Genomic DNA, 17,735 nt, shown 5'->3' on the forward strand with positions numbered 1-17,735 from the left:
ACTCCTCATGAATGCGTGCGGTGGGCGGGGGCGGCGCGAAAAATATCGATCATCCATCCCACCAGGGCGACGGCCATGGCGATGGCAAGCCACCAGAGATGGAGCAACAGCGCGGCAAAGGCAGTACCGACAATGACGGCAACAGTCACGATCCGAAGCAGATTGTGAAGAACACGTCCGCGGCACAGGACAAGCCCAAGCGCCAGCACGACCAGAACGGCACAGGTCACAATGACAATCAGTGCGCCGAGCGTGCCGGTGACGCCGGTGAGCGGTGTGAGATAGGCATGGAGCGCAATGGCAATGCCAATCGCCGAGGCGACGAGCATGACCATGGCCACTGGATTCGAGGATCGCACGGAGGACATGACGGATTCCCTTCCCTTGAGCGGGGGTGTTATGGACCACTCCCATGGAGGCCATCTGACGATACCGGTACTGGCGTATCAGGGCATGCCGCGAGGAGGGTCGGGCGCTGATCGATCGAAGCCTCTGGAGTGCTTCGTTGATCACCATGAAAGGATAGCTTTCATCCCGAAAATTCATACAGCTTAATCGAGATTGAAAGACAGCATTCTACCTGATCCGACCGGGCAGGCTCAAAAAAACCGGGCAGCGATGTCGTCATCGCTGCCCGGCATGTCAGGGTGCAGACTGCCCTGAGAGAGAAAGGGTTATTCCACCGTCACGCTCTTGGCCAGGTTGCGCGGCTGATCCACATCGGTGCCCTTGAGCACGGCCACGTGATAGGAGAGCAGCTGCAGCGGCAGGGTATAAAGAATCGGCGCGATCACGTCATCGACGGCCGGCATGCGCAGCACATGAACCCCCTCGCTTTCATTGATGGCCACGTGCTCATCGGCAAAGACGAACAGTTCACCGCCACGGGCGCGGACTTCCTGCAGGTTGGACTTGAGCTTTTCCAGCAGTTCGTCGTTGGGCGCCACCGCGATGACCGGCATGTCGCTGTCGACCAGCGCCAGCGGACCATGCTTGAGCTCGCCGGCCGGGTAGGCCTCGGCGTGGATGTAGGAAATTTCCTTGAGCTTGAGCGCGCCTTCCAGAGCGATCGGGAACATGGTGCCACGGCCCAGAAACAGGGCGTGATGCTTCTCGGCAAAGGCCGAGGACATGGTCTCGATCGCGCTGTCGAGTGCCAGACCGCGGGTGATCAAACGCGGCAGTTCGCGCAGGGCATTGACCAGACGGGCCTGCACCTCGTCATCGCCCTGACGCGCCTGGCGCAGGGCCAGGGTGAGCAGCAGCAGCGCCACCAGCTGAGTGGTAAAGGCCTTGGTCGAGGCCACACCGATCTCGGGGCCGGCCTGGGTCATCAGGGTCAGGTCGGATTCGCGCACCAGCGAGCTGCCCGGCACGTTGCAGATCGCAAGGCTTGCCAGATAGCCGCCCTTTTTGGAGGCGTGGCGCAGCGCTGCCAGGGTATCGGCCGTTTCGCCGGACTGGGACAGCGTCACGAACAGCGTGCCGTCCGGCACGACCACTTCGCGGTAGCGATACTCCGAGGCCACTTCCACCTGGGTCGGCACGCCCGCCAGCTTCTCCAGCCAGTAACGCGCCACCATGCCGGCGTGATAGCTGGTGCCACAGGCGATGATCTGAATGTTTTTGACGCGATCGAGCAGGTCGTCGGCTTCGGCGCCCAGAATGCGGGTGAACACGTGTCGATCGCCCAGACGGCCTTCCAGGGTATTGGCGATGACCTGGGACTGCTCGTGGATCTCCTTGAGCATGAAGTGGCGATAGTCGCCGCGCGAGACGGCGCCGTCACCGTGCTCGAAGATCGAGCTGGGGCGCTCGACGCTCTGACCAGCGTTGAAGATTTCAATGTTGCCGCCCACGGTCAAACGCGCCACGTCCCCTTCCTGCAGGTAGATGAAGCGGTCGGTGACCTGCAAAAGCGCCAGCGGGTCGGAGGCCAGAAACGCCTCGTCGATCCCGACACCCACGACCAGCGGGCTGCCCTTGCGCGCGCCCACGATCTGATCGGGGTAGTCGGCGTGGGTTACAGCCAGCGCATAGGCGCCGTTGAGCATTTCCACCACGTGCTGAAAGGCGGAGAGCAGATCGTCATGACGCGAGACTTCACGCGACATCAAATGCGCGATGACCTCGGTGTCCGTTTCGGACAAAAAGACGTAGCCCTGGCCTTCAAGCTCGGCCTTGAGCGTTTCGTAGTTTTCGATGATGCCGTTGTGTACGACCGCCAGGCTGTCGCCGGACTGGTGCGGGTGGGCATTGTTTTCGGTGGGCCGACCGTGCGTGGCCCAGCGGGTATGGGCGATGCCGACATGACCGCGCAGACCGGCCGCCTGCAGTTTTTCTTCAAGAGCGGCAACCTTGCCGACCGCACGCTGGCGCGACAGTCGCGCATCCGGAGACAGCACGGCCATGCCGGCGCTGTCATAGCCGCGATACTCAAGACGCTTGAGTCCCTCAAGCAGAATGTTCTGCACCTGACGGTCAGCGACCGCGCCCACAATGCCACACATAGATTGTCTCTCCTGAAATGCCAAAAAATTGCGATATCACCCCGGATGCCGGACCCCGTCCGCCACCCGATGGTGTCACGGCGCCTGCGTGCTGACACAGATCAGCTCGACGCCCTGGTCACGAATGTGTTGACGGCCTGACGCATCCAGCCCGTCGTCGGTAATCAATACATCAATCTGCGCCCAGCCCAGCTCCAGATTGGGAATGCGCCGGCCGATCTTGTCGGACTCCGCCATCACCACCACCTCGCGAGCCACCTCGGCCATCACCTGCGACAGCCCCGTCAGCTCGTTGAAGGTGGTCGTGCCCCGCGCCAGATCGATGCCATCGGCGCCGATAAAGAGCTGATCGAAGTCGTAGGCACGCAGGACGGTCTCGGCTACCCGGCCCTGAAAGGAGGCCGAATGCGGGTCCCAGGTGCCGCCGGTCATCAAAAGGGCAGGGGGGGTATCCAGCGCCTGAAGCGCCCCGGCCACGCCCAGCGAGTTGGTCATGACGACCAGCCCGGTGCGATGGGCCAGCGCCGGGATCAGCGCGCTGGTGGTACTGCCACTGTCGATAATCAGTCGCGCATGGTCAGCGATACGCTCACTGGCCGCCCGCGCCAGCGCCTGCTTGACGGGGGAGATACGGTGTCGCCCCTGATCGCCTTCACGCGGCACGAGCGTGGCGCCCCCGTGGCGGCGAATCAGATGACCGGCATTTTCAAGCATGGCCAGATCCTTGCGGATGGTCACGCTTGAAGTCTCGAACTGCTGGGCCAGCGTCTCGACGCCAACCTCACCGCGCGCTGCCAGCAGATCAAGAATGGCCTCCCGGCGTTGAGGCGTCTGACGTCGGCTCATGATAAAGGAAGGATCATCCGTCAATTGAAATCTTTATCTTTCGATTCGAAAGAATTTGAGTTTCGAATGAAAAACCACAACGGCGATGAGGTCAAGCAAAGACAGCGCTTTTGGCACAAAAGCATACGCCTTAAGTCGAATACCTTTACAAGAGCACAGGTCGTCATCAAAAACGGGCGCCACACATCCGTGCGGCGCCCGTCGAAGATCTTTACCCTGGTGGAATACGGCTCACTTGCGATGCGGCGGTGTCCAGCCCTGCTTGTTGATCTGGCGGGCGCGGGCGATGGCCAGTGCCTGGTCGTCGACCGTCTCGGTCACGGTGGAACCGGCAGCCACCGTGGCGTTATCGCCGATCGTGACCGGGGCGACCAGCGCCGAGTTGGAGCCGATGAACACGCCATGGCCGATCTCGGTGCGGTGCTTGTTGACGCCATCGTAGTTGCAGGTAATGGTGCCGGCACCGATGTTGACGCCCTGACCCAGGGTCGCATCACCGATATAGCTCAGATGGTTGATCTTGCTGCCCTCGCCGACATGGGCCTTTTTGGTTTCAACAAAATTGCCGATACGCGCCTTTCTTTCCAACCGCGTTCCCGGGCGCAGGCGGGCAAAGGGGCCGATGGCATTGTCGCCAGCGGTCTCACTGCCCTCGATCATGCTGTGGGCCTCGATGCGCGTCGCGTCACCGATGCTGGCATCACGAATGATGCTGTAGGGGCCGACGTGAACGCCGTCGCCCAGATGGACCCGACCTTCAAAAATGCAGCCGACATCGATGAAAACGTCCTGACCCACGCTCAGCTCACCGCGCACGTCCAGCCGCTTCGGGTCAGCAAGGCTCGCCCCTTCACGCATGAGCCTCTCGGCTTCGCGGGACTGATGAACGCGCTCCAGCGCCGAGAGCTGCACCCGGTCGTTGACGCCCTGGACTTCACTGACCAGCGCCGGCTCGGCCGTGGCCACCTCGACCCCTTCACCGGCCGCCATGGCAATGATGTCGGTCAAATAGTACTCGCCCTGGGCGTTGTCACTGGACAGCGCCGGCAGCCAGCGCCGCAGCTGATCACCGGTGGCGGCCAGAATACCGGTATTGCACTCATTGATTCCGAGCTGTTCGGATGTGGCATCCTTTTGCTCGACGATGGCCACGGCCTGCCCCTGATCGTTGCGCACGATGCGCCCGTAGCCGTGCGGGTTGGCCATGGTGACGGTCAAAAGCGCCATGTGCTGCTCATCGACCCGGTCGACCAGGCTGCTCAGGGTACGGGCCTGAATCATCGGCACGTCACCGTAAAGCACCACCACCGGACCGTCGCCCAGCGCTTCAAGCGTCTGCGCCACGGCGTGACCGGTGCCGCGCTGTTCAAGCTGATGGGCAAAACTGATGGGCAAATCGGAGAGTGCTGCCTGCACCTGCTCGGCGCCGTGGCCCACGACCACATGAAGCCGCGGGGACGAGAACGCCTCCATGGCTGACTCGATGACATGACGCACCATGGGTTTGCCGGCCAGTTCGTGCAGTACCTTGGGCTTTTGCGAACGCATGCGACTGCCCTGACCGGCAGCCAGAATCACGACATCAATGGACATGAAAGAAGACTCTCCCCCGCGCTGAATGAAAACGATCACCGATCATGCACCCGACAGATGACATTTTCTGTCATGGCTGATCACTGCCTTGGCAGACAGTGTATCAGGGCATGAGGCGATCGCATTGGTCCAGATGCGCATGGCAGTTACAAAAAAGGCGGCCCGAGGGCCGCCAACAAAACGCATCCATGACTTGTGGTCATGATGCGACAATCCCGCTTGAGACCGTGTCTTTCAAAACGCTGCTCTCGAGACTACTGGTTGCCGCGACGGTTGCGCAGCTGGGAGAGGGTACGCAGTCGGGCGGTCGCCGCTTCGATCTCGGCCAGCGCCTGCTGGTAATCCATCTCGCCACTTTTGCCCTGCAGGGCCTGACGCGCTTCATCACGCGCCTTTTCGGCTTCGGCGGCATCCAGATCACGGGCACGATCGGCACTGTCGGCCAGTACGATGACCATGTTCGGCTGCACTTCCAGAAACCCACCGGAGACGAAGAAGACTTCTTCTTCGCCGCCGTCATGGATGATCCGGACCGGACCCGGCTTCAGCTCCGTCAGCGTCGGCTCATGCCCGCGCAGAATACCCAGCTCGCCCAGCACACTGATCGCTACAACGCGTTCCACTTCGCCGGCGAAGATGTTGCGCTCCGCGCTGACGATATTGCATTGCATGGTCGCCATGAGCGCCCCTCCTTACATGCTGTCGGCTTTCTCGATCGCTTCGTCGATCGTACCGACCATGTAAAACGCCTGTTCAGGCATATGGTCGTAGTCGCCGTTGAGAATGCCCTGGAAAGCGCGGATGGTTTCCTTGAGCGACACATACTTGCCGGGTGCGCCGGTGAAGATTTCCGCCACAAAGAAGGGCTGTGACAGGAAACGCTGGATCTTGCGCGCCCGGGCCACGGTCTGCTTGTCTTCGTCGGAAAGCTCATCCATGCCCAGAATGGCAATGATGTCCTTGAGTTCCTTGTAACGCTGCAGCACGTTCTGCACGCCACGCGCCACATTGTAGTGCTCGTCACCCACCACCAGCGGGTCCAGCTGACGCGAGGTGGAGTCCAGCGGGTCGATGGCCGGATAGATCCCCAGCTCGGCGATGGAACGCGCCAGTACGACCGTGGCATCCAGGTGGGCGAAGGTGGTGGCCGGCGACGGGTCGGTCAAATCGTCCGCGGGCACGTAAACGGCCTGCACGGACGTGATCGAGCCGGTCTTGGTCGAGGTGATGCGCTCCTGCAGCATGCCCATCTCTTCGGCCAGCGTCGGCTGATAGCCCACGGCGGACGGCATACGACCCAGCAGTGCCGATACTTCGGTACCTGCCAGCGTATAGCGGTAGATGTTGTCGACAAACAGCAACACGTCACGGCCTTCGTCACGGAACTGCTCGGCAATCGTCAGACCGGTCAGGGCCACGCGCAGACGGTTGCCCGGCGGCTCGTTCATCTGACCGTAGACCAGCGACACCTTGTCGAGAACGTTGGACTCCTTCATTTCATAGTAGAAGTCGTTACCTTCACGCGTACGCTCACCGACACCGGTAAAGACCGAATAGCCGGAGTGCTCGGTGGCGATGTTACGGATCAGCTCCATCATGTTGACGGTCTTGCCGACACCGGCGCCGCCGAACAGACCGACCTTGCCGCCCTTGGCGAACGGGCAGATCAGGTCGATGACCTTGATGCCGGTTTCCAGCAGTTCACTGGAGGCCGACTGATCGGCAAAGCTGGGCGCGGCACGGTGAATCGGGCTGCGCTTGTCTTCACCGATGGGACCGGCTTCGTCGATCGGCTCGCCCAGCACGTTCATGATACGCCCGAGGGTCTTTTCACCCACCGGTACCGAAATGGGCGCGCCCGTGCCGGACACGGTCATGCCACGCTTGAGCCCTTCGGTAGAGCCCATGGCGATGGCACGCACGATGCCGTCACCCAGCTGCTGCTGAACTTCGAGTACGGTGCCGGTCTCTTCCACATTCATGGCTTCATAAACGTGGGGGACCTCGCTGCGGTCAAACTCGACGTCAATCACCGCACCGATGATTTGTACGATACGTCCGCTCATCCTGATTCCTCTTGAACCTGTAAATAACTGTCCGACGGGCCGACCTAGACCGCAGCGGCACCACCCACAATTTCGGAAATTTCCTGGGTGATGGCTGCCTGACGCGCCTTGTTGTACTGAAGCTGCAGGTCATCAATGATGTCACCGGCGTTATCAGTGGCGTTTTTCATCGCGATCATGCGAGCGGCCTGCTCGCTGGCAATGTTTTCCACCACCGCCTGGTAGACCTGCGACTCGACATAGCGCACCAGCAGCTTGTCGAGCAGGCTTTGAGCGTCCGGCTCGTATACGTAACCCCAGCCGCCTTTCGAAGCGCTCGCCGCTTCCTGTGAAGATGACGTGTCCTGATCGACGTCCTCTTCGGGTAGCGGCAACAACTGGCGCACGATCGGCTTCTGGCTCATGGTGTTGACGAACTCGTTGTACACCAGATCCAGTCGATCGATCTCGCCGTTGTCAAAGGCTTCCAGCATGACATTGACGCTGCCGATCAGCTCGCTCGCCTCGGGCGCATCGCCCAGGTTGCGGTTCGCGGCCAGCAGGTCACCGCCGTACTTACGAAAGAAAACACTGCCTTTGGTCCCCAGCGCGCAAAAGGCGACGCTGACACCCTGATCGCGCCACTGCCGTACTTCCTGCAGAACACGTCGAAACAGGTTGCTGTTAAGACCACCACACAGCCCGCGATCCGAGGTCACCACGATATAGCCGATGCGCTTGACCTCACGATCGATCTGATAATCGTGACGATACTCCGGATTGGCCTGACTGATATGGCTGACCACCCGACGAATCTGGCCGGCGTAGGGCTGACTGGCCGCCATGCGGTCCTGAGCGCGGCGCATCTTCGATGCGGCCACCATCTCCATGGCGCTGGTGATCTTCTGGGTGTTCTTGATGCTCCCGATCTGGGACTTGATCTCTTTTCCGGCTGCCATAGCGATATTCTCCTAAGCAATCAGCGCAGGGCGCCCGGACCCCGAAGGGTCCGGATCATCAATAGCTCTGCGTCGATTTAAACGATTCAACGCCGTCTTTCAGACCTTGCTGAATGTCCTTGTCGTAGCCGCCGGTGCTGTTGATCTTCTCCATCAGCTCACCCTGTTCGGTGCGCATGTAATCAAGCAGATCACGTTCGAAATCCAGCACCTTGTCGACCGGTACGTCGGAGAGATACCCCTCGTTGGCAGCATAAAGCGAGACGGCCATGTCGGCGATCGACATCGGCGAGTACTGCTTTTGCTTCATCAGTTCGGTGACACGCTGACCGTGCTCGAGCTGCTTGCGCGTGGCTTCGTCCAGATCGGAGGCAAACTGCGAAAACGCTGCCAGCTCGCGATACTGCGCCAGCGCCAGACGCACACCGCCACCCAGCTTCTTGATGATCTTGGTCTGGGCACTGCCGCCAACGCGCGACACCGACAGGCCTGCGTTGATGGCCGGGCGAACGCCGGCGTTGAACAGACTGGTTTCCAGAAAGATCTGACCGTCGGTGATCGAGATCACGTTGGTCGGAACGAACGCCGACACGTCGCCGCCCTGGGTCTCGATGATCGGCAGCGCCGTCAGCGAACCGGTCTTGCCGGTGACTTCACCGTTGGTAAGCCTTTCCACATACTCGGCGTTGACGCGCGAGGCGCGCTCGAGCAGACGAGAGTGGAGATAGAAGACGTCACCCGGATAGGCTTCACGACCCGGCGGACGACGCAGCAGCAGGGAGATCTGGCGGTAGGCCACGGCCTGCTTGGACAGATCGTCATAGACGATCAGGGCATCTTCACCGCGGTCGCGGAAAAATTCACCCATGGTGCAGCCGGAGTAGGGCGCCAGAAACTGCATGGCAGCCGGGTCGGCGGCGCCGGCGGCGACGATGATGGTGTGTTCCATCGCGCCGTGCTCTTCGAGCTTTCTGACCACGTTGGCAATGGTCGACTGCTTCTGACCGATCGCCACATAGACACAGGTGATGCCCTTGCCCTTCTGGTTGATGATCGCATCGATGGCGATGGCCGACTTGCCGATCTGGCGGTCACCGATGATCAGCTCACGCTGACCGCGACCGATCGGTACCATGGCATCGATCGATTTCAGGCCGGTCTGGACCGGCTGGTCAACGCCCTGACGGGAGATAACGCCCGGAGCCACCTTTTCAACGGCGTCCGTCTCGGTGGTGTTGATATCGCCCTTGCCATCGATGGCGTTACCGAGCGCATCAACAACACGACCGACCAGTTCGCGGCCGACCGGTACTTCCAGGATGCGACCGGTGCACTTGCCCGTCATACCTTCCTGAAGCTGTTGATAGTCGCCCAGTACCACGACGCCGACGCTGTCGCGCTCCAGGTTGAGCACCATGCCGAAGACATCGTTGGGGAATTCAATCATTTCCCCGAACATGGCATCAGCCAGTCCGTGGATGCGCACGATGCCGTCGGCCACGCCGACGATGGTGCCTTCATTGCGCGCCTGTGCATCAAGGTCGAGATTCTCGATCCGGCCCTTGATGATGTCGCTGATTTCGGAAGGATTCAGTTGCTGCATGCCATGTCCCTCGACTTCAGTGGTTCAGGATGCTGGAAAGCCGTGCCAGTCGTCCACGCGCCGATCCATCGATAACGGTATCGCCGGCACGAATGACGACGCCGCCCAGCAGCGTCTCGTCCACGGAAGTGGTGATCGTGATTTCGCGATTCAGACGCCGCTTGAGCGCCTGTGCGAGCTTGTCTTTTTGTGCCTCGTCCAGCGGCCGGGCCGAGACGATCTCGACGCTGACACGCCTTTCAAACTCGGCGCGCTCAGCCTCGAAAAGATCACTCAGCGATGCCAGAGCCGGCAAACGCTGCTGTCGGGCCAGCACCATCAGGAAATTGGCGCCACGTTCAGGGAGCAGTTCTTCAAGCAGATCAATGAAGACCTGTCCCTTGTCACCCGGTGTACGCTGCGGATCCACGAGCAGTCGTTCAATGCGCTCGTCACCGGTCAGACGTGCCGCCTCGGCCAGCATCGCTGACCAGGCGTCCAGCGCGCTGTCTTCTCTGGCCAGCTCGAAAGCGGCCCTTGCATAGGGACGTGCCTGCGTGATGTGGTCTGACATGTGGCGTTTCCTCAGAGCTCTTCAGCGAGTCGATCAACCATCTCACGATGCTTCTTTTCGTCGATGGAGGACTCGAGAATGCGTTCGGCACCCTGAATGGCCAGTGTTGCCACCTGAGCACGCAGTTCGCTCTTGGCCTGCTGAATCTCGCTGTCAATCTCGCTGCGAGCATTGGCAATCATGCGCTCACCTTCGGCGCGGGCATCATTGCGTGCTTCCTCGATCATCTGATTGGCACGGGCACGCGTATTATCGAGAATGCGAGCGGCTTCCTCACGGCTTTCACGCAGCGTTTCCTCAGCCTGTTCATTGGCCTTGTGCAGCTCGGCGCGAGCCCGGTCGGCCTCTTCAAGACCGTCCTGAATGCGCTGCTGACGCTCGGTGAGTGCCTGCGTGATCGGAGGCCACACATATTTCATGCAGAACCAGACAAAGATCGCAAAGGCGATCATCTGTCCGATAAGCGTCATATTGATATTCACGCGGATCTACCTCCTGCGGGTTCGTAGTGGCCGAAAACGGCGACACCGAGCACAAGGGGCCCGGCGTACAGCGTTGACTTAACCAGCAACAACGAAGATCAGGTACATCGCGATACCCACACCGATCATGGGAACGGCGTCAAGCAGACCGGCCATGATGAAGGTTTTGGTCTGCAGCTGGTCACCCAGTTCCGGCTGACGTGCGGTAGAGTCGAGCAGTTTGCCACCGAGCAGACCAAAGCCGATACCGGTAGCGAGGGCAGCACCGCTGATCATAATGGCGGCAGCAATGTAGACGAGTTCCATGGAATGGCTCCTGTTTCAGTTTTTTCAGACAAGGGGTAAAAGGGTTTTGAAGCGTATCTTGTTATTGGATTCAGTGCTCTTCAAAGCAGGCGCTAAGATACACCACACTCAGCACGGCAAAGATGAAGGCCTGCAGCGTGATGACCAGAATGTGAAAGATCGCCCACGGGACATCAAGTACCCAGATGGCCCAGAAGGGCAGCAGGGAAATCATGATGAAGATGACTTCGCCGGCAAACATGTTGCCGAAAAGACGCAGTCCCAGGCTGATGGGCTTGACGATCAGTACAACCAGTTCAAGTATCAGATTGAAGGGAATCAGCGCCCAGTGATTGAAGGGACGGAAGGAAAGCTCCTTCGCAAAACCACTGAACCCCTTGTTGCGAATGCTGTAATAGATGACCAGCAGGAAGATGGCAAAGCCCATGCCAAGCGTTGCGTTGGGATCGCTTGTGGGAACAATGCGCATGTACTCGATGCCCAGCTTATGCGCGATCTGCGGCACCAGATCGATGGGCAGCCACTTGAGGCTGTTCATGAAAAAGATCCAGCAAAACAGCGTCAATGCCAGCGGGCCGACCATTTTGCTGTGGCCACTGAAGCTGGTGCGGATGATGCCGTTGGAAAACTCGAACACCATCTCGAGTGCATTCTGCAGTCCGGTCGGCACACCGCTGGTCACTGTTTTTGCCAGATAGCGAAACAGCCACAGAAACAGCAGACCGGTCGCAATCGACCAACCCATGGTATCCACATTGATGGCCCAGAAACCCATCTCGCGAGCTTCTTCGGCGCCATGGGCGAAGGACCAGCCATTATCGGGATGCAGACCGAAGGTCAGGTTCTGAAGATGGTGAGTAATATACTCGGTCGAGGTCGGTGCGTTGCCTGCCATAGCGTTGCCTTGAATCGATTTTAATGGGAACCGGGTCTGCCGAGCAGCCAGGGCGTCAGCCAGTACACACACTGGACCAGCGCAAATGTCATGAAAAACCACTCCGGAGACTGCGGTGGCGATATGACAAAAATGCCTGCGAACAACAGGATCGCCAGAAAATGCTTGCCAATCTGGGCTCGATAGAAACTGCGAACCATCTGACGTTGAAAACGAGCCCCACGGTATAAAAACGCACGCCAGGCAAAATATACGTTGGGCACCAGTCCCGCAATACCACCCTTGAGGGCCGACAGCGCGAGAATATTGTTCGCTGCGATTACCAGTAGTGCAGCTGTCACCACGGTGACGCCCAGCTGAACCATCAGCAATCTATAAATTCTCGGGCGCCTTGATGCTGCCGGAGTCGCGGGCTTGCCTTGTTGCATTGATTTTATGCATTCCCGAAATATTCGACTCATTGCGCCAGGCAGGCGGATTATAAGGAAGCCCCCCGGTCGCTTCAATGTCACAGGCATCGAAAATCGCAGGTTTTAAGCTCATCTGCACCAAAAGCGGCTCGATCCTGTGTCAAAGCGTCGCAGTTTACAACACTGGATTAAGCCGTATTTAAGCGCACATGGCCTCAGCGAATGTGCGAAAGAATACCATCAAGCTCATCGAGGCTTGTGTAACGAATCGTCAGACTGCCCTTGCCGGTCTTGCCATGACTGATCTGTACGCGGGCTCCCAGCAGTTCCGCCAGCTGATTTTCCAGACTGCCCACATCGCCCGAGGGTTTGTCGGATGGCTTTTTGCTGTCCGGCGCGGCCTGTGCATATTTTTTGACCAGCGCCTCGGTCTGGCGCACGGTCAGACCGCGTTCGACCACCTCGCGCGCCGCCTGTCGCTGCTTGTTGCCCTTGAGACCCAGCAGGGCTCTGGCGTGTCCGACATCCATGTCGCCGCGCTCCAGCAGCGTCTGGACATCGTCTTCAAGCGCCAAAAGCCGGAGCATGTTGGCGATCTGACCGCGCGAGCGCCCCACGGCATCGGCCGTTTGCTGCTGGGTCAGGGAAAATTCATCCATCAGCCGCTTGAGGGCGATGGTTTCCTCGATGGGATTGAGGTCTTCACGCTGGATGTTTTCGATCAGCGCCAGAGCCAGCGCGGTTTCATCGTCAAGCTCGCGCACCACCGCCGGAATGACGTCCAGCTCGGCCATTTGCGCGGCGCGCCAGCGGCGTTCGCCGGCGATGATCTCATAGCGGGCGTCACTGCCCTCGGGCAGAGGGCGCACCACGATGGGCTGCATAACGCCGCGGGTTCGAATCGAGGCGGCCAGCTCTTCAAGTCGCTCGGGCTGCATTTCGCGACGCGGCTGATAGCGTCCGCGCGTAAGTTCTGCCAGCGGCAGGCGCTCAAGGCGTTCGCGGCTGTCGATCAGGGGAGATGCAGTTACTGCCGCCCCGGCAGAACCACCCTCGGGGTCCTGGGTCTGTGAACGCTGCCGGGCACCGGCGCCAATCAGTGCGTCCAGTCCTCTTCCGAGTGCGCGTTTACGCGTCATGAACAGTTCCTCGTTCAGGCCATGCGAAAGTAACAACACGCGCCGACGCAGCAAGCGTCGGCGCTCAAGGGTCGATCCATCGTCAGTGTTCCAGAGCTTTCCGGACTACAGCGACAGCTTGCCAATCAGTTCCTTGGCCAGTACCCGGTAGGCGTGAGCGCCACGGGACATGCGTGCGTAGCGGTTGACCGGCAGACCATGGCTGGGCGCTTCGGCCAGACGGACATTGCGGGGAATGGCCGTTTTCAGCAGGTCGTCACCGAAATAGTCCGACAGCTGCTTGCTGACATCCCGGGTCAGGCTGTTGCGGTTATCAAACATGGTTCGCACGATGCCGTCCAGGGCCAGCGCCGGATTGACGCTGTCGCGAATCTGCTCGACGGTATCCAGCAGTGCCGACAGCCCCTCAAGGGCATAAAACTCGCACTGCAGGGGGATCAAAACGCCGTGGGCCGAAGTCAGGGCGTTGACGGTCAGCATGTTCAGCGAGGGGGGGCAGTCGATCAGAACCACATCGAAACGGTCGGCCACGGTCTCTATGGCGCGGTCCAGACAGCGCTCGCGGCCCTCGCGTTCGAGAAGATCGACCTCGGCGGCGGTGAGATCTCCGTTGGCGGGCAGCAGCTGATAGCCGGCGTTGGGACAGTCCACGATTGCATCGGATGCCGAAATCTCGTCAAGCAGCACATCCAGCGAGCCGCCGTTGGCCAGCGCATGCTTGTCGATACCGCTGCCCATGGTGGCGTGGCCCTGCGGGTCCATGTCCACCAGCAGCACCCGTTTTTTCAGCGAGGCCAGGGCGGCCGCCAGGTTGACGGCGGTCGTGGTCTTGCCGACGCCACCCTTCTGGTTGGTCAGCGCAATGATCCGGGTCAAGAGAGAGTTCCTTGTGTATTGATCGCTGAGCCCTGTCAGGCGATGTCCATTTTCAACAGATGACGCTGGGCCTGTTCACCGGGAATGTCCAGCGGCCATGTCTGGACCAGCCTGACATCGTCGGGCAACGTAATGTCATCCACGCGCCCCGCCATGGCCAGCCAGTGTCCGCCTTCGGCCAGAAGCGCGCGCGTCAGATCGACAAACTCCGACGGGGCGGCAAAGGCACGGCTGGTGATCTGCTCGAAGCTAACCCCGGCCAGCGCCTCGACCCGGTCGTGTACGGGGGTGACGTTGTCAAGGCCCAGCTCAAAGGCCACCTGACGCTGGAATCGAATCTTCTTGCCGTTGCTGTCGATGGAGGTCAGGGCAATGTCGGGGCGCATGATGGCGACCACGATGCCCGGCAGACCGGCACCGCTGCCGACATCCAGCAGCCTCGGGCCTTCGATCCAGGGCAGGATCGCCAGACTGTCCAGCAGATGGCGCGTCACCATCGTGTCGATATCGCGCACGGCGGTGAGGTTATAGGCCCGATTCCACTTGTGCAACAGCGTCACAAAGGCCAGCAGCCGGTCACGAACGCCGCCTTCAACGCTCAGGTTCAGGGCCGTCAGGCCGTCATCAAGACGACGCTCGATACCGCCGGTCATGAGGCGTTAGCCCTGGCCTTGTGCGCGCTGCCGCGCTTTTTGAGATGGATCAGCAGCATTGAGATGGCCGCTGGCGTCACCCCCGGGATGCGCCCGGCCTCGGCCAGCGTTTCGGGTCGCGCTGCCTTGAGCTTCTGGCGGATCTCGCTGGAGAGGCCGTCGATACGATCGTACTCGAGCGTGTCCGGCAACCGGGTGGCCTCGTGGCGCTTGAGCTTGTCGATCTCTTCGCTCTGGCGGTCGATGTAGCCCTGATACTTGGCCTGAATCTGGACCTGCTCGCGCACCAGCGGATCCTGCGCGGCTCCGTCGGCCAGCGGCGCGATGTCGTCATAGGTCAGCTCGGGGCGACGCAGCAGATCGCTCAGGCGATGTTCCCGCGAGAGTTTACCCACCCGGTCGTAGAGGCTTTTGGCCGCGTCGCTGCTCGGCTGAATCCAGGTGTGATCGATGCGCTCGCGCTCGGTCTCGATGGCCTCGCGCTTTTGCTGGAAGGCGTTATAGCGCGTGTCATCCACCAGACCCAGCTGACGACCAGTCTCGGTCAGACGCAGATCGGCGTTGTCCTCGCGCAGCAGCAGACGATACTCCGCTCGCGAGGTAAACATCCGGTAAGGCTCCTGGGTGCCCATGCGGATCAGGTCATCCACCATCACACCGATGTAGGCCTCATCGCGCCGCGGCCACCAGGCCTCGAGCCCCTTCACGCGCCGGGCGGCATTGAGGCCGGCCAGCAGTCCTTGGGCCGCCGCTTCCTCATAGCCAGTGGTGCCGTTGATCTGGCCGGCAAACCACAGGTTATGGATCACCTTCGTTTCCAGCGAATGCTTCAGATCCTGCGGATCGAAGAAGTCGTACTCGATGGCATAGCCCGGGCGCACGATGTGAGCGCGCTCCAGCCCTTCCATCGAGCGCACCAGAGAGAGCTGCACATCAAAGGGCAGTGATGTCGAAATGCCGTTGGGATAGAGCTCATGAGTATCGAGCCCCTCCGGTTCGATAAAGACCTGGTGGCTCTGCTTGTCTGCAAAGCGATGAATCTTGTCCTCGATCGACGGACAGTAGCGCGGCCCGGTGCTGTCGATGACACCAGAGTACATCGGTGAGCGATCCAGATTGGCGCGGATGATGTCGTGAGTGCGTTCGTTGGTGTGTGCGATGAAGCAGCTCACCTGATCGGGATGCATGTCACGGCGCCCCATGTAGGACATCACCGGACGGGGGGTGTCACCGGGCTGTTCGGCCAGTTTCGAGAAATCGACCGTTTTGGCATCCAGACGCGGCGGCGTGCCGGTTTTCAGCCGTGCTACTCGCAGGGGCTGCTCACGCAGGCGCGCAGCCAGTGCATTGGAGGCAGGATCCCCTGAACGACCGCCGCTGTGATGTTCCATGCCGATGTGAATCACGCCGCCCAGGAAGGTACCGGTACACAGCACCACGGTCTCGGCCATGAAACGGATACCGCCCTGGGTCAGCACACCGCGCACCGTGTCGCCTTCCACGATCAGATCGTCAGCGGCCTGGGCAAAGATCGACAGGTTGGGCTGGTTTTCAAGGATATGGCGGATGGCTGCCTTGTAGCGCACGCGATCGGCCTGGGCACGGGTGGCACGCACGGCCGGTCCCTTGCGGGAATTGAGCGTTCGAAACTGGATGCCGCCCTGGTCGGTAGCCAGCGCCATGGCACCGCCAAGCGCATCAATTTCCTTGACCAGATGACTCTTGCCGATCCCGCCGATGGCCGGATTACAGGACATCTGTCCCAGCGTTTCGATGTTGTGACTGAGCAGCAGGGTCTGGCAGCCCATGCGAGCGGCGGCCAGTGCGGCTTCGGTACCCGCATGACCACCGCCGATGACAATAACGTCAAAGCGGTCCGGATAATCCACGTGAAAAACCTCGAGGGGTTGAAGATGAACGTGACACCCGACTGATCAGCGCGTGTCGATACCCACATGCCCGTGAAGGGGGCTGGGGATAAGCCGTATTGAATGGCGCGCATTATAACGTGGCTGTGAGTAAGCGTCAGGGTTTTCCACACATGGATTTTCTCCGGAGAGAAAGTCATTCATTAATAAAATGGTCTTTTAAATAAGAAGTTCTGTTGTGGTTATGATTATTGGTGAAGCCACTTTCTGTGGAAAAGCGATGTTTCCTCTTGGAAAACAGATTTCTGGGATGTGACTGGAAGCTCGGGAAAGCTGCGTGCTTCCCTGGGGCAGGCCCTGTACGAGGTGTGCATAACCGGGTGACTTACCCACAGCTCGATTTATCCCCGTCTCGTCAACCGGGCTCAGGGCCAGTTCTCCCCGCAGTCATCAAGAAAGGCACCAGGGCGTGGAAAAAGGGAAAGGCTCCCGCGTGTGGCGGGCTGTAGCGCAGAGGAAGCAAAAGGGCGCGGATTATTATCCACAGGGGGAGTGAGGCAAAAAAATTGGCGAGAGTGCGCAAATGGGCATAAAAAAGGCGTCTTTCAGAAGCTGACAGACGCCCGAAGATCGCCAGGGGGCATCAGACTGTAAAGGATGCACCACAGCCACAGGTCGTGGTGGCATTGGGGTTTTTGATCAAAAAGCGGGCCCCTGCCAGACCGGTTTCGAAATCGACCGTGGAACCAACCAGATATTGATAGCTCAGCGGGTCGATCACCATGGCAACATCGCCATTTTCGACAACGGTGTCGTCTTCGCCGACGGTTTCTGCAAAATCGAAACCGTACTGAAAGCCCGAACAACCGCCTCCCGTTACGTAGACGCGCAGTTTCAGGGCCGGGTTGCTTTCTTCTTCTATCAGCGCCCTGACTCTGCCTGCAGCGGCATCGGTAAAGACAAGCGGGGTCGGAACAAAGGATTCTGCTCCGCTCAT

Annotated in this window: 18 protein-coding genes; all 18 read right to left on the reverse strand. The window is 60.1% G+C overall.

The window, feature by feature from the left end:
• Nucleotides 1–5: 5 nt before the first annotated feature.
• The 18 genes from C8D72_RS09520 to erpA all read right to left on the reverse strand — a co-directional run bounded on the left by C8D72_RS09520 (nt 6) and on the right by erpA (nt 17,735).
• Nucleotides 6–368 carry a hypothetical protein gene (locus C8D72_RS09520; RefSeq protein WP_115854170.1) on the reverse strand — a complete coding sequence of 121 codons (363 nt, stop codon included), beginning with the start codon at nt 366–368 and terminating at the stop codon, nt 6–8.
• Nucleotides 369–674: 306 nt separating this feature from the next.
• Complete coding sequence (gene glmS, locus C8D72_RS09525) at nt 675–2,510, reverse strand: glutamine--fructose-6-phosphate transaminase (isomerizing) (RefSeq protein WP_115854171.1); 1,836 nt, start codon at nt 2,508–2,510, stop codon at nt 675–677.
• Between the two features lie 75 nt (nt 2,511–2,585).
• The gene (locus C8D72_RS09530; RefSeq protein WP_115854483.1) at nt 2,586–3,356 is read right to left on the reverse strand and encodes a DeoR/GlpR family DNA-binding transcription regulator; all 771 of its coding nucleotides are present in this window, start codon (nt 3,354–3,356) and stop codon (nt 2,586–2,588) included.
• Between the two features lie 231 nt (nt 3,357–3,587).
• A complete protein-coding gene (gene glmU, locus C8D72_RS09535; protein ID WP_115854172.1) occupies nt 3,588–4,949 on the reverse strand; it encodes a bifunctional UDP-N-acetylglucosamine diphosphorylase/glucosamine-1-phosphate N-acetyltransferase GlmU in 1,362 nt (453 codons plus the stop codon).
• A 254-nt stretch (nt 4,950–5,203) separates the two neighbouring features.
• The gene (locus tag C8D72_RS09540; RefSeq protein WP_115854173.1) at nt 5,204–5,629 is read right to left on the reverse strand and encodes a F0F1 ATP synthase subunit epsilon; all 426 of its coding nucleotides are present in this window, start codon (nt 5,627–5,629) and stop codon (nt 5,204–5,206) included.
• 12 nt (nt 5,630–5,641) lie between these two features.
• Nucleotides 5,642–7,015 carry a F0F1 ATP synthase subunit beta gene (gene atpD, locus C8D72_RS09545; protein WP_115854174.1) on the reverse strand — a complete coding sequence of 458 codons (1,374 nt, stop codon included), beginning with the start codon at nt 7,013–7,015 and terminating at the stop codon, nt 5,642–5,644.
• Between the two features lie 44 nt (nt 7,016–7,059).
• Nucleotides 7,060–7,953, reverse strand: coding sequence for a F0F1 ATP synthase subunit gamma (gene atpG / locus C8D72_RS09550; protein WP_115854175.1), 894 nt, complete (start codon nt 7,951–7,953; stop codon nt 7,060–7,062).
• A 58-nt stretch (nt 7,954–8,011) separates the two neighbouring features.
• Entirely contained in the window at nt 8,012–9,556 is a 1,545-nt protein-coding gene (gene atpA / locus C8D72_RS09555) for a F0F1 ATP synthase subunit alpha (RefSeq protein ID WP_115854176.1), read from the reverse strand.
• Nucleotides 9,557–9,572: 16 nt separating this feature from the next.
• On the reverse strand, nt 9,573–10,109 hold the full coding sequence (locus C8D72_RS09560) for a F0F1 ATP synthase subunit delta (protein WP_115854177.1): 537 nt from the start codon (nt 10,107–10,109) through the stop codon (nt 9,573–9,575).
• An 11-nt stretch (nt 10,110–10,120) separates the two neighbouring features.
• Nucleotides 10,121–10,591, reverse strand: a complete 471-nt coding sequence (locus C8D72_RS09565) for a F0F1 ATP synthase subunit B (protein ID WP_115854178.1) — start codon at nt 10,589–10,591, stop codon at nt 10,121–10,123.
• A 78-nt stretch (nt 10,592–10,669) separates the two neighbouring features.
• Nucleotides 10,670–10,897: a F0F1 ATP synthase subunit C gene (gene atpE / locus C8D72_RS09570; protein WP_086621131.1), complete on the reverse strand. Its 228-nt coding sequence runs from the start codon at nt 10,895–10,897 to the stop codon at nt 10,670–10,672.
• Nucleotides 10,898–10,967: 70 nt separating this feature from the next.
• Nucleotides 10,968–11,792, reverse strand: coding sequence for a F0F1 ATP synthase subunit A (gene atpB, locus C8D72_RS09575; protein ID WP_115854179.1), 825 nt, complete (start codon nt 11,790–11,792; stop codon nt 10,968–10,970).
• A 20-nt stretch (nt 11,793–11,812) separates the two neighbouring features.
• Nucleotides 11,813–12,220 carry an ATP synthase subunit I gene (locus tag C8D72_RS09580; protein ID WP_170140558.1) on the reverse strand — a complete coding sequence of 136 codons (408 nt, stop codon included), beginning with the start codon at nt 12,218–12,220 and terminating at the stop codon, nt 11,813–11,815.
• Nucleotides 12,221–12,417: 197 nt separating this feature from the next.
• A complete protein-coding gene (locus tag C8D72_RS09585; RefSeq protein WP_115854484.1) occupies nt 12,418–13,341 on the reverse strand; it encodes a ParB/RepB/Spo0J family partition protein in 924 nt (307 codons plus the stop codon).
• A gap of 105 nt (nt 13,342–13,446) precedes the next feature.
• Complete coding sequence (locus tag C8D72_RS09590; protein WP_115854181.1) at nt 13,447–14,217, reverse strand: ParA family protein; 771 nt, start codon at nt 14,215–14,217, stop codon at nt 13,447–13,449.
• A gap of 35 nt (nt 14,218–14,252) precedes the next feature.
• Nucleotides 14,253–14,870 carry a 16S rRNA (guanine(527)-N(7))-methyltransferase RsmG gene (gene rsmG, locus C8D72_RS09595; RefSeq protein WP_115854182.1) on the reverse strand — a complete coding sequence of 206 codons (618 nt, stop codon included), beginning with the start codon at nt 14,868–14,870 and terminating at the stop codon, nt 14,253–14,255.
• Nucleotides 14,867–16,759 carry a tRNA uridine-5-carboxymethylaminomethyl(34) synthesis enzyme MnmG gene (gene mnmG / locus C8D72_RS09600; RefSeq protein WP_115854183.1) on the reverse strand — a complete coding sequence of 631 codons (1,893 nt, stop codon included), beginning with the start codon at nt 16,757–16,759 and terminating at the stop codon, nt 14,867–14,869. Before mnmG ends, rsmG begins: the two co-directional genes overlap by 4 nt.
• Nucleotides 16,760–17,381: 622 nt before the next feature.
• Nucleotides 17,382–17,735, reverse strand: a complete 354-nt coding sequence (gene erpA / locus C8D72_RS09605; RefSeq protein WP_115854184.1) for an iron-sulfur cluster insertion protein ErpA — start codon at nt 17,733–17,735, stop codon at nt 17,382–17,384.

Origin of the sequence: Kushneria indalinina DSM 14324 (genome assembly GCF_003385845.1) — a bacterium.
In the GTDB taxonomy this organism is placed as follows: domain Bacteria; phylum Pseudomonadota; class Gammaproteobacteria; order Pseudomonadales; family Halomonadaceae; genus Kushneria; species Kushneria indalinina.

What these genes read in the sequence shown, in the direction of transcription:
- C8D72_RS09530 (WP_115854483.1), bottom strand. Translation starts at nt 3,356, where the DNA reads ATGAGCCGACGTCAGACGCCTCAACGCCGGGAGGCCATTCTTGATCTG.
- atpE (WP_086621131.1), bottom strand. Translation starts at nt 10,897, where the DNA reads ATGGAACTCGTCTACATTGCTGCCGCCATTATGATCAGCGGTGCTGCC.
- C8D72_RS09540 (WP_115854173.1), bottom strand. Translation starts at nt 5,629, where the DNA reads ATGGCGACCATGCAATGCAATATCGTCAGCGCGGAGCGCAACATCTTC.
- C8D72_RS09585 (WP_115854484.1), bottom strand. Translation starts at nt 13,341, where the DNA reads ATGACGCGTAAACGCGCACTCGGAAGAGGACTGGACGCACTGATTGGC.
- C8D72_RS09520 (WP_115854170.1), bottom strand. Translation starts at nt 368, where the DNA reads ATGTCCTCCGTGCGATCCTCGAATCCAGTGGCCATGGTCATGCTCGTC.
- atpB (WP_115854179.1), bottom strand. Translation starts at nt 11,792, where the DNA reads ATGGCAGGCAACGCACCGACCTCGACCGAGTATATTACTCACCATCTT.
- glmU (WP_115854172.1), bottom strand. Translation starts at nt 4,949, where the DNA reads ATGTCCATTGATGTCGTGATTCTGGCTGCCGGTCAGGGCAGTCGCATG.
- atpA (WP_115854176.1), bottom strand. Translation starts at nt 9,556, where the DNA reads ATGCAGCAACTGAATCCTTCCGAAATCAGCGACATCATCAAGGGCCGG.
- C8D72_RS09580 (WP_170140558.1), bottom strand. Translation starts at nt 12,220, where the DNA reads ATGCAACAAGGCAAGCCCGCGACTCCGGCAGCATCAAGGCGCCCGAGA.
- glmS (WP_115854171.1), bottom strand. Translation starts at nt 2,510, where the DNA reads ATGTGTGGCATTGTGGGCGCGGTCGCTGACCGTCAGGTGCAGAACATT.
- atpD (WP_115854174.1), bottom strand. Translation starts at nt 7,015, where the DNA reads ATGAGCGGACGTATCGTACAAATCATCGGTGCGGTGATTGACGTCGAG.
- C8D72_RS09560 (WP_115854177.1), bottom strand. Translation starts at nt 10,109, where the DNA reads ATGTCAGACCACATCACGCAGGCACGTCCCTATGCAAGGGCCGCTTTC.
- erpA (WP_115854184.1), bottom strand. Translation starts at nt 17,735, where the DNA reads ATGAGCGGAGCAGAATCCTTTGTTCCGACCCCGCTTGTCTTTACCGAT.
- rsmG (WP_115854182.1), bottom strand. Translation starts at nt 14,870, where the DNA reads ATGACCGGCGGTATCGAGCGTCGTCTTGATGACGGCCTGACGGCCCTG.
- atpG (WP_115854175.1), bottom strand. Translation starts at nt 7,953, where the DNA reads ATGGCAGCCGGAAAAGAGATCAAGTCCCAGATCGGGAGCATCAAGAAC.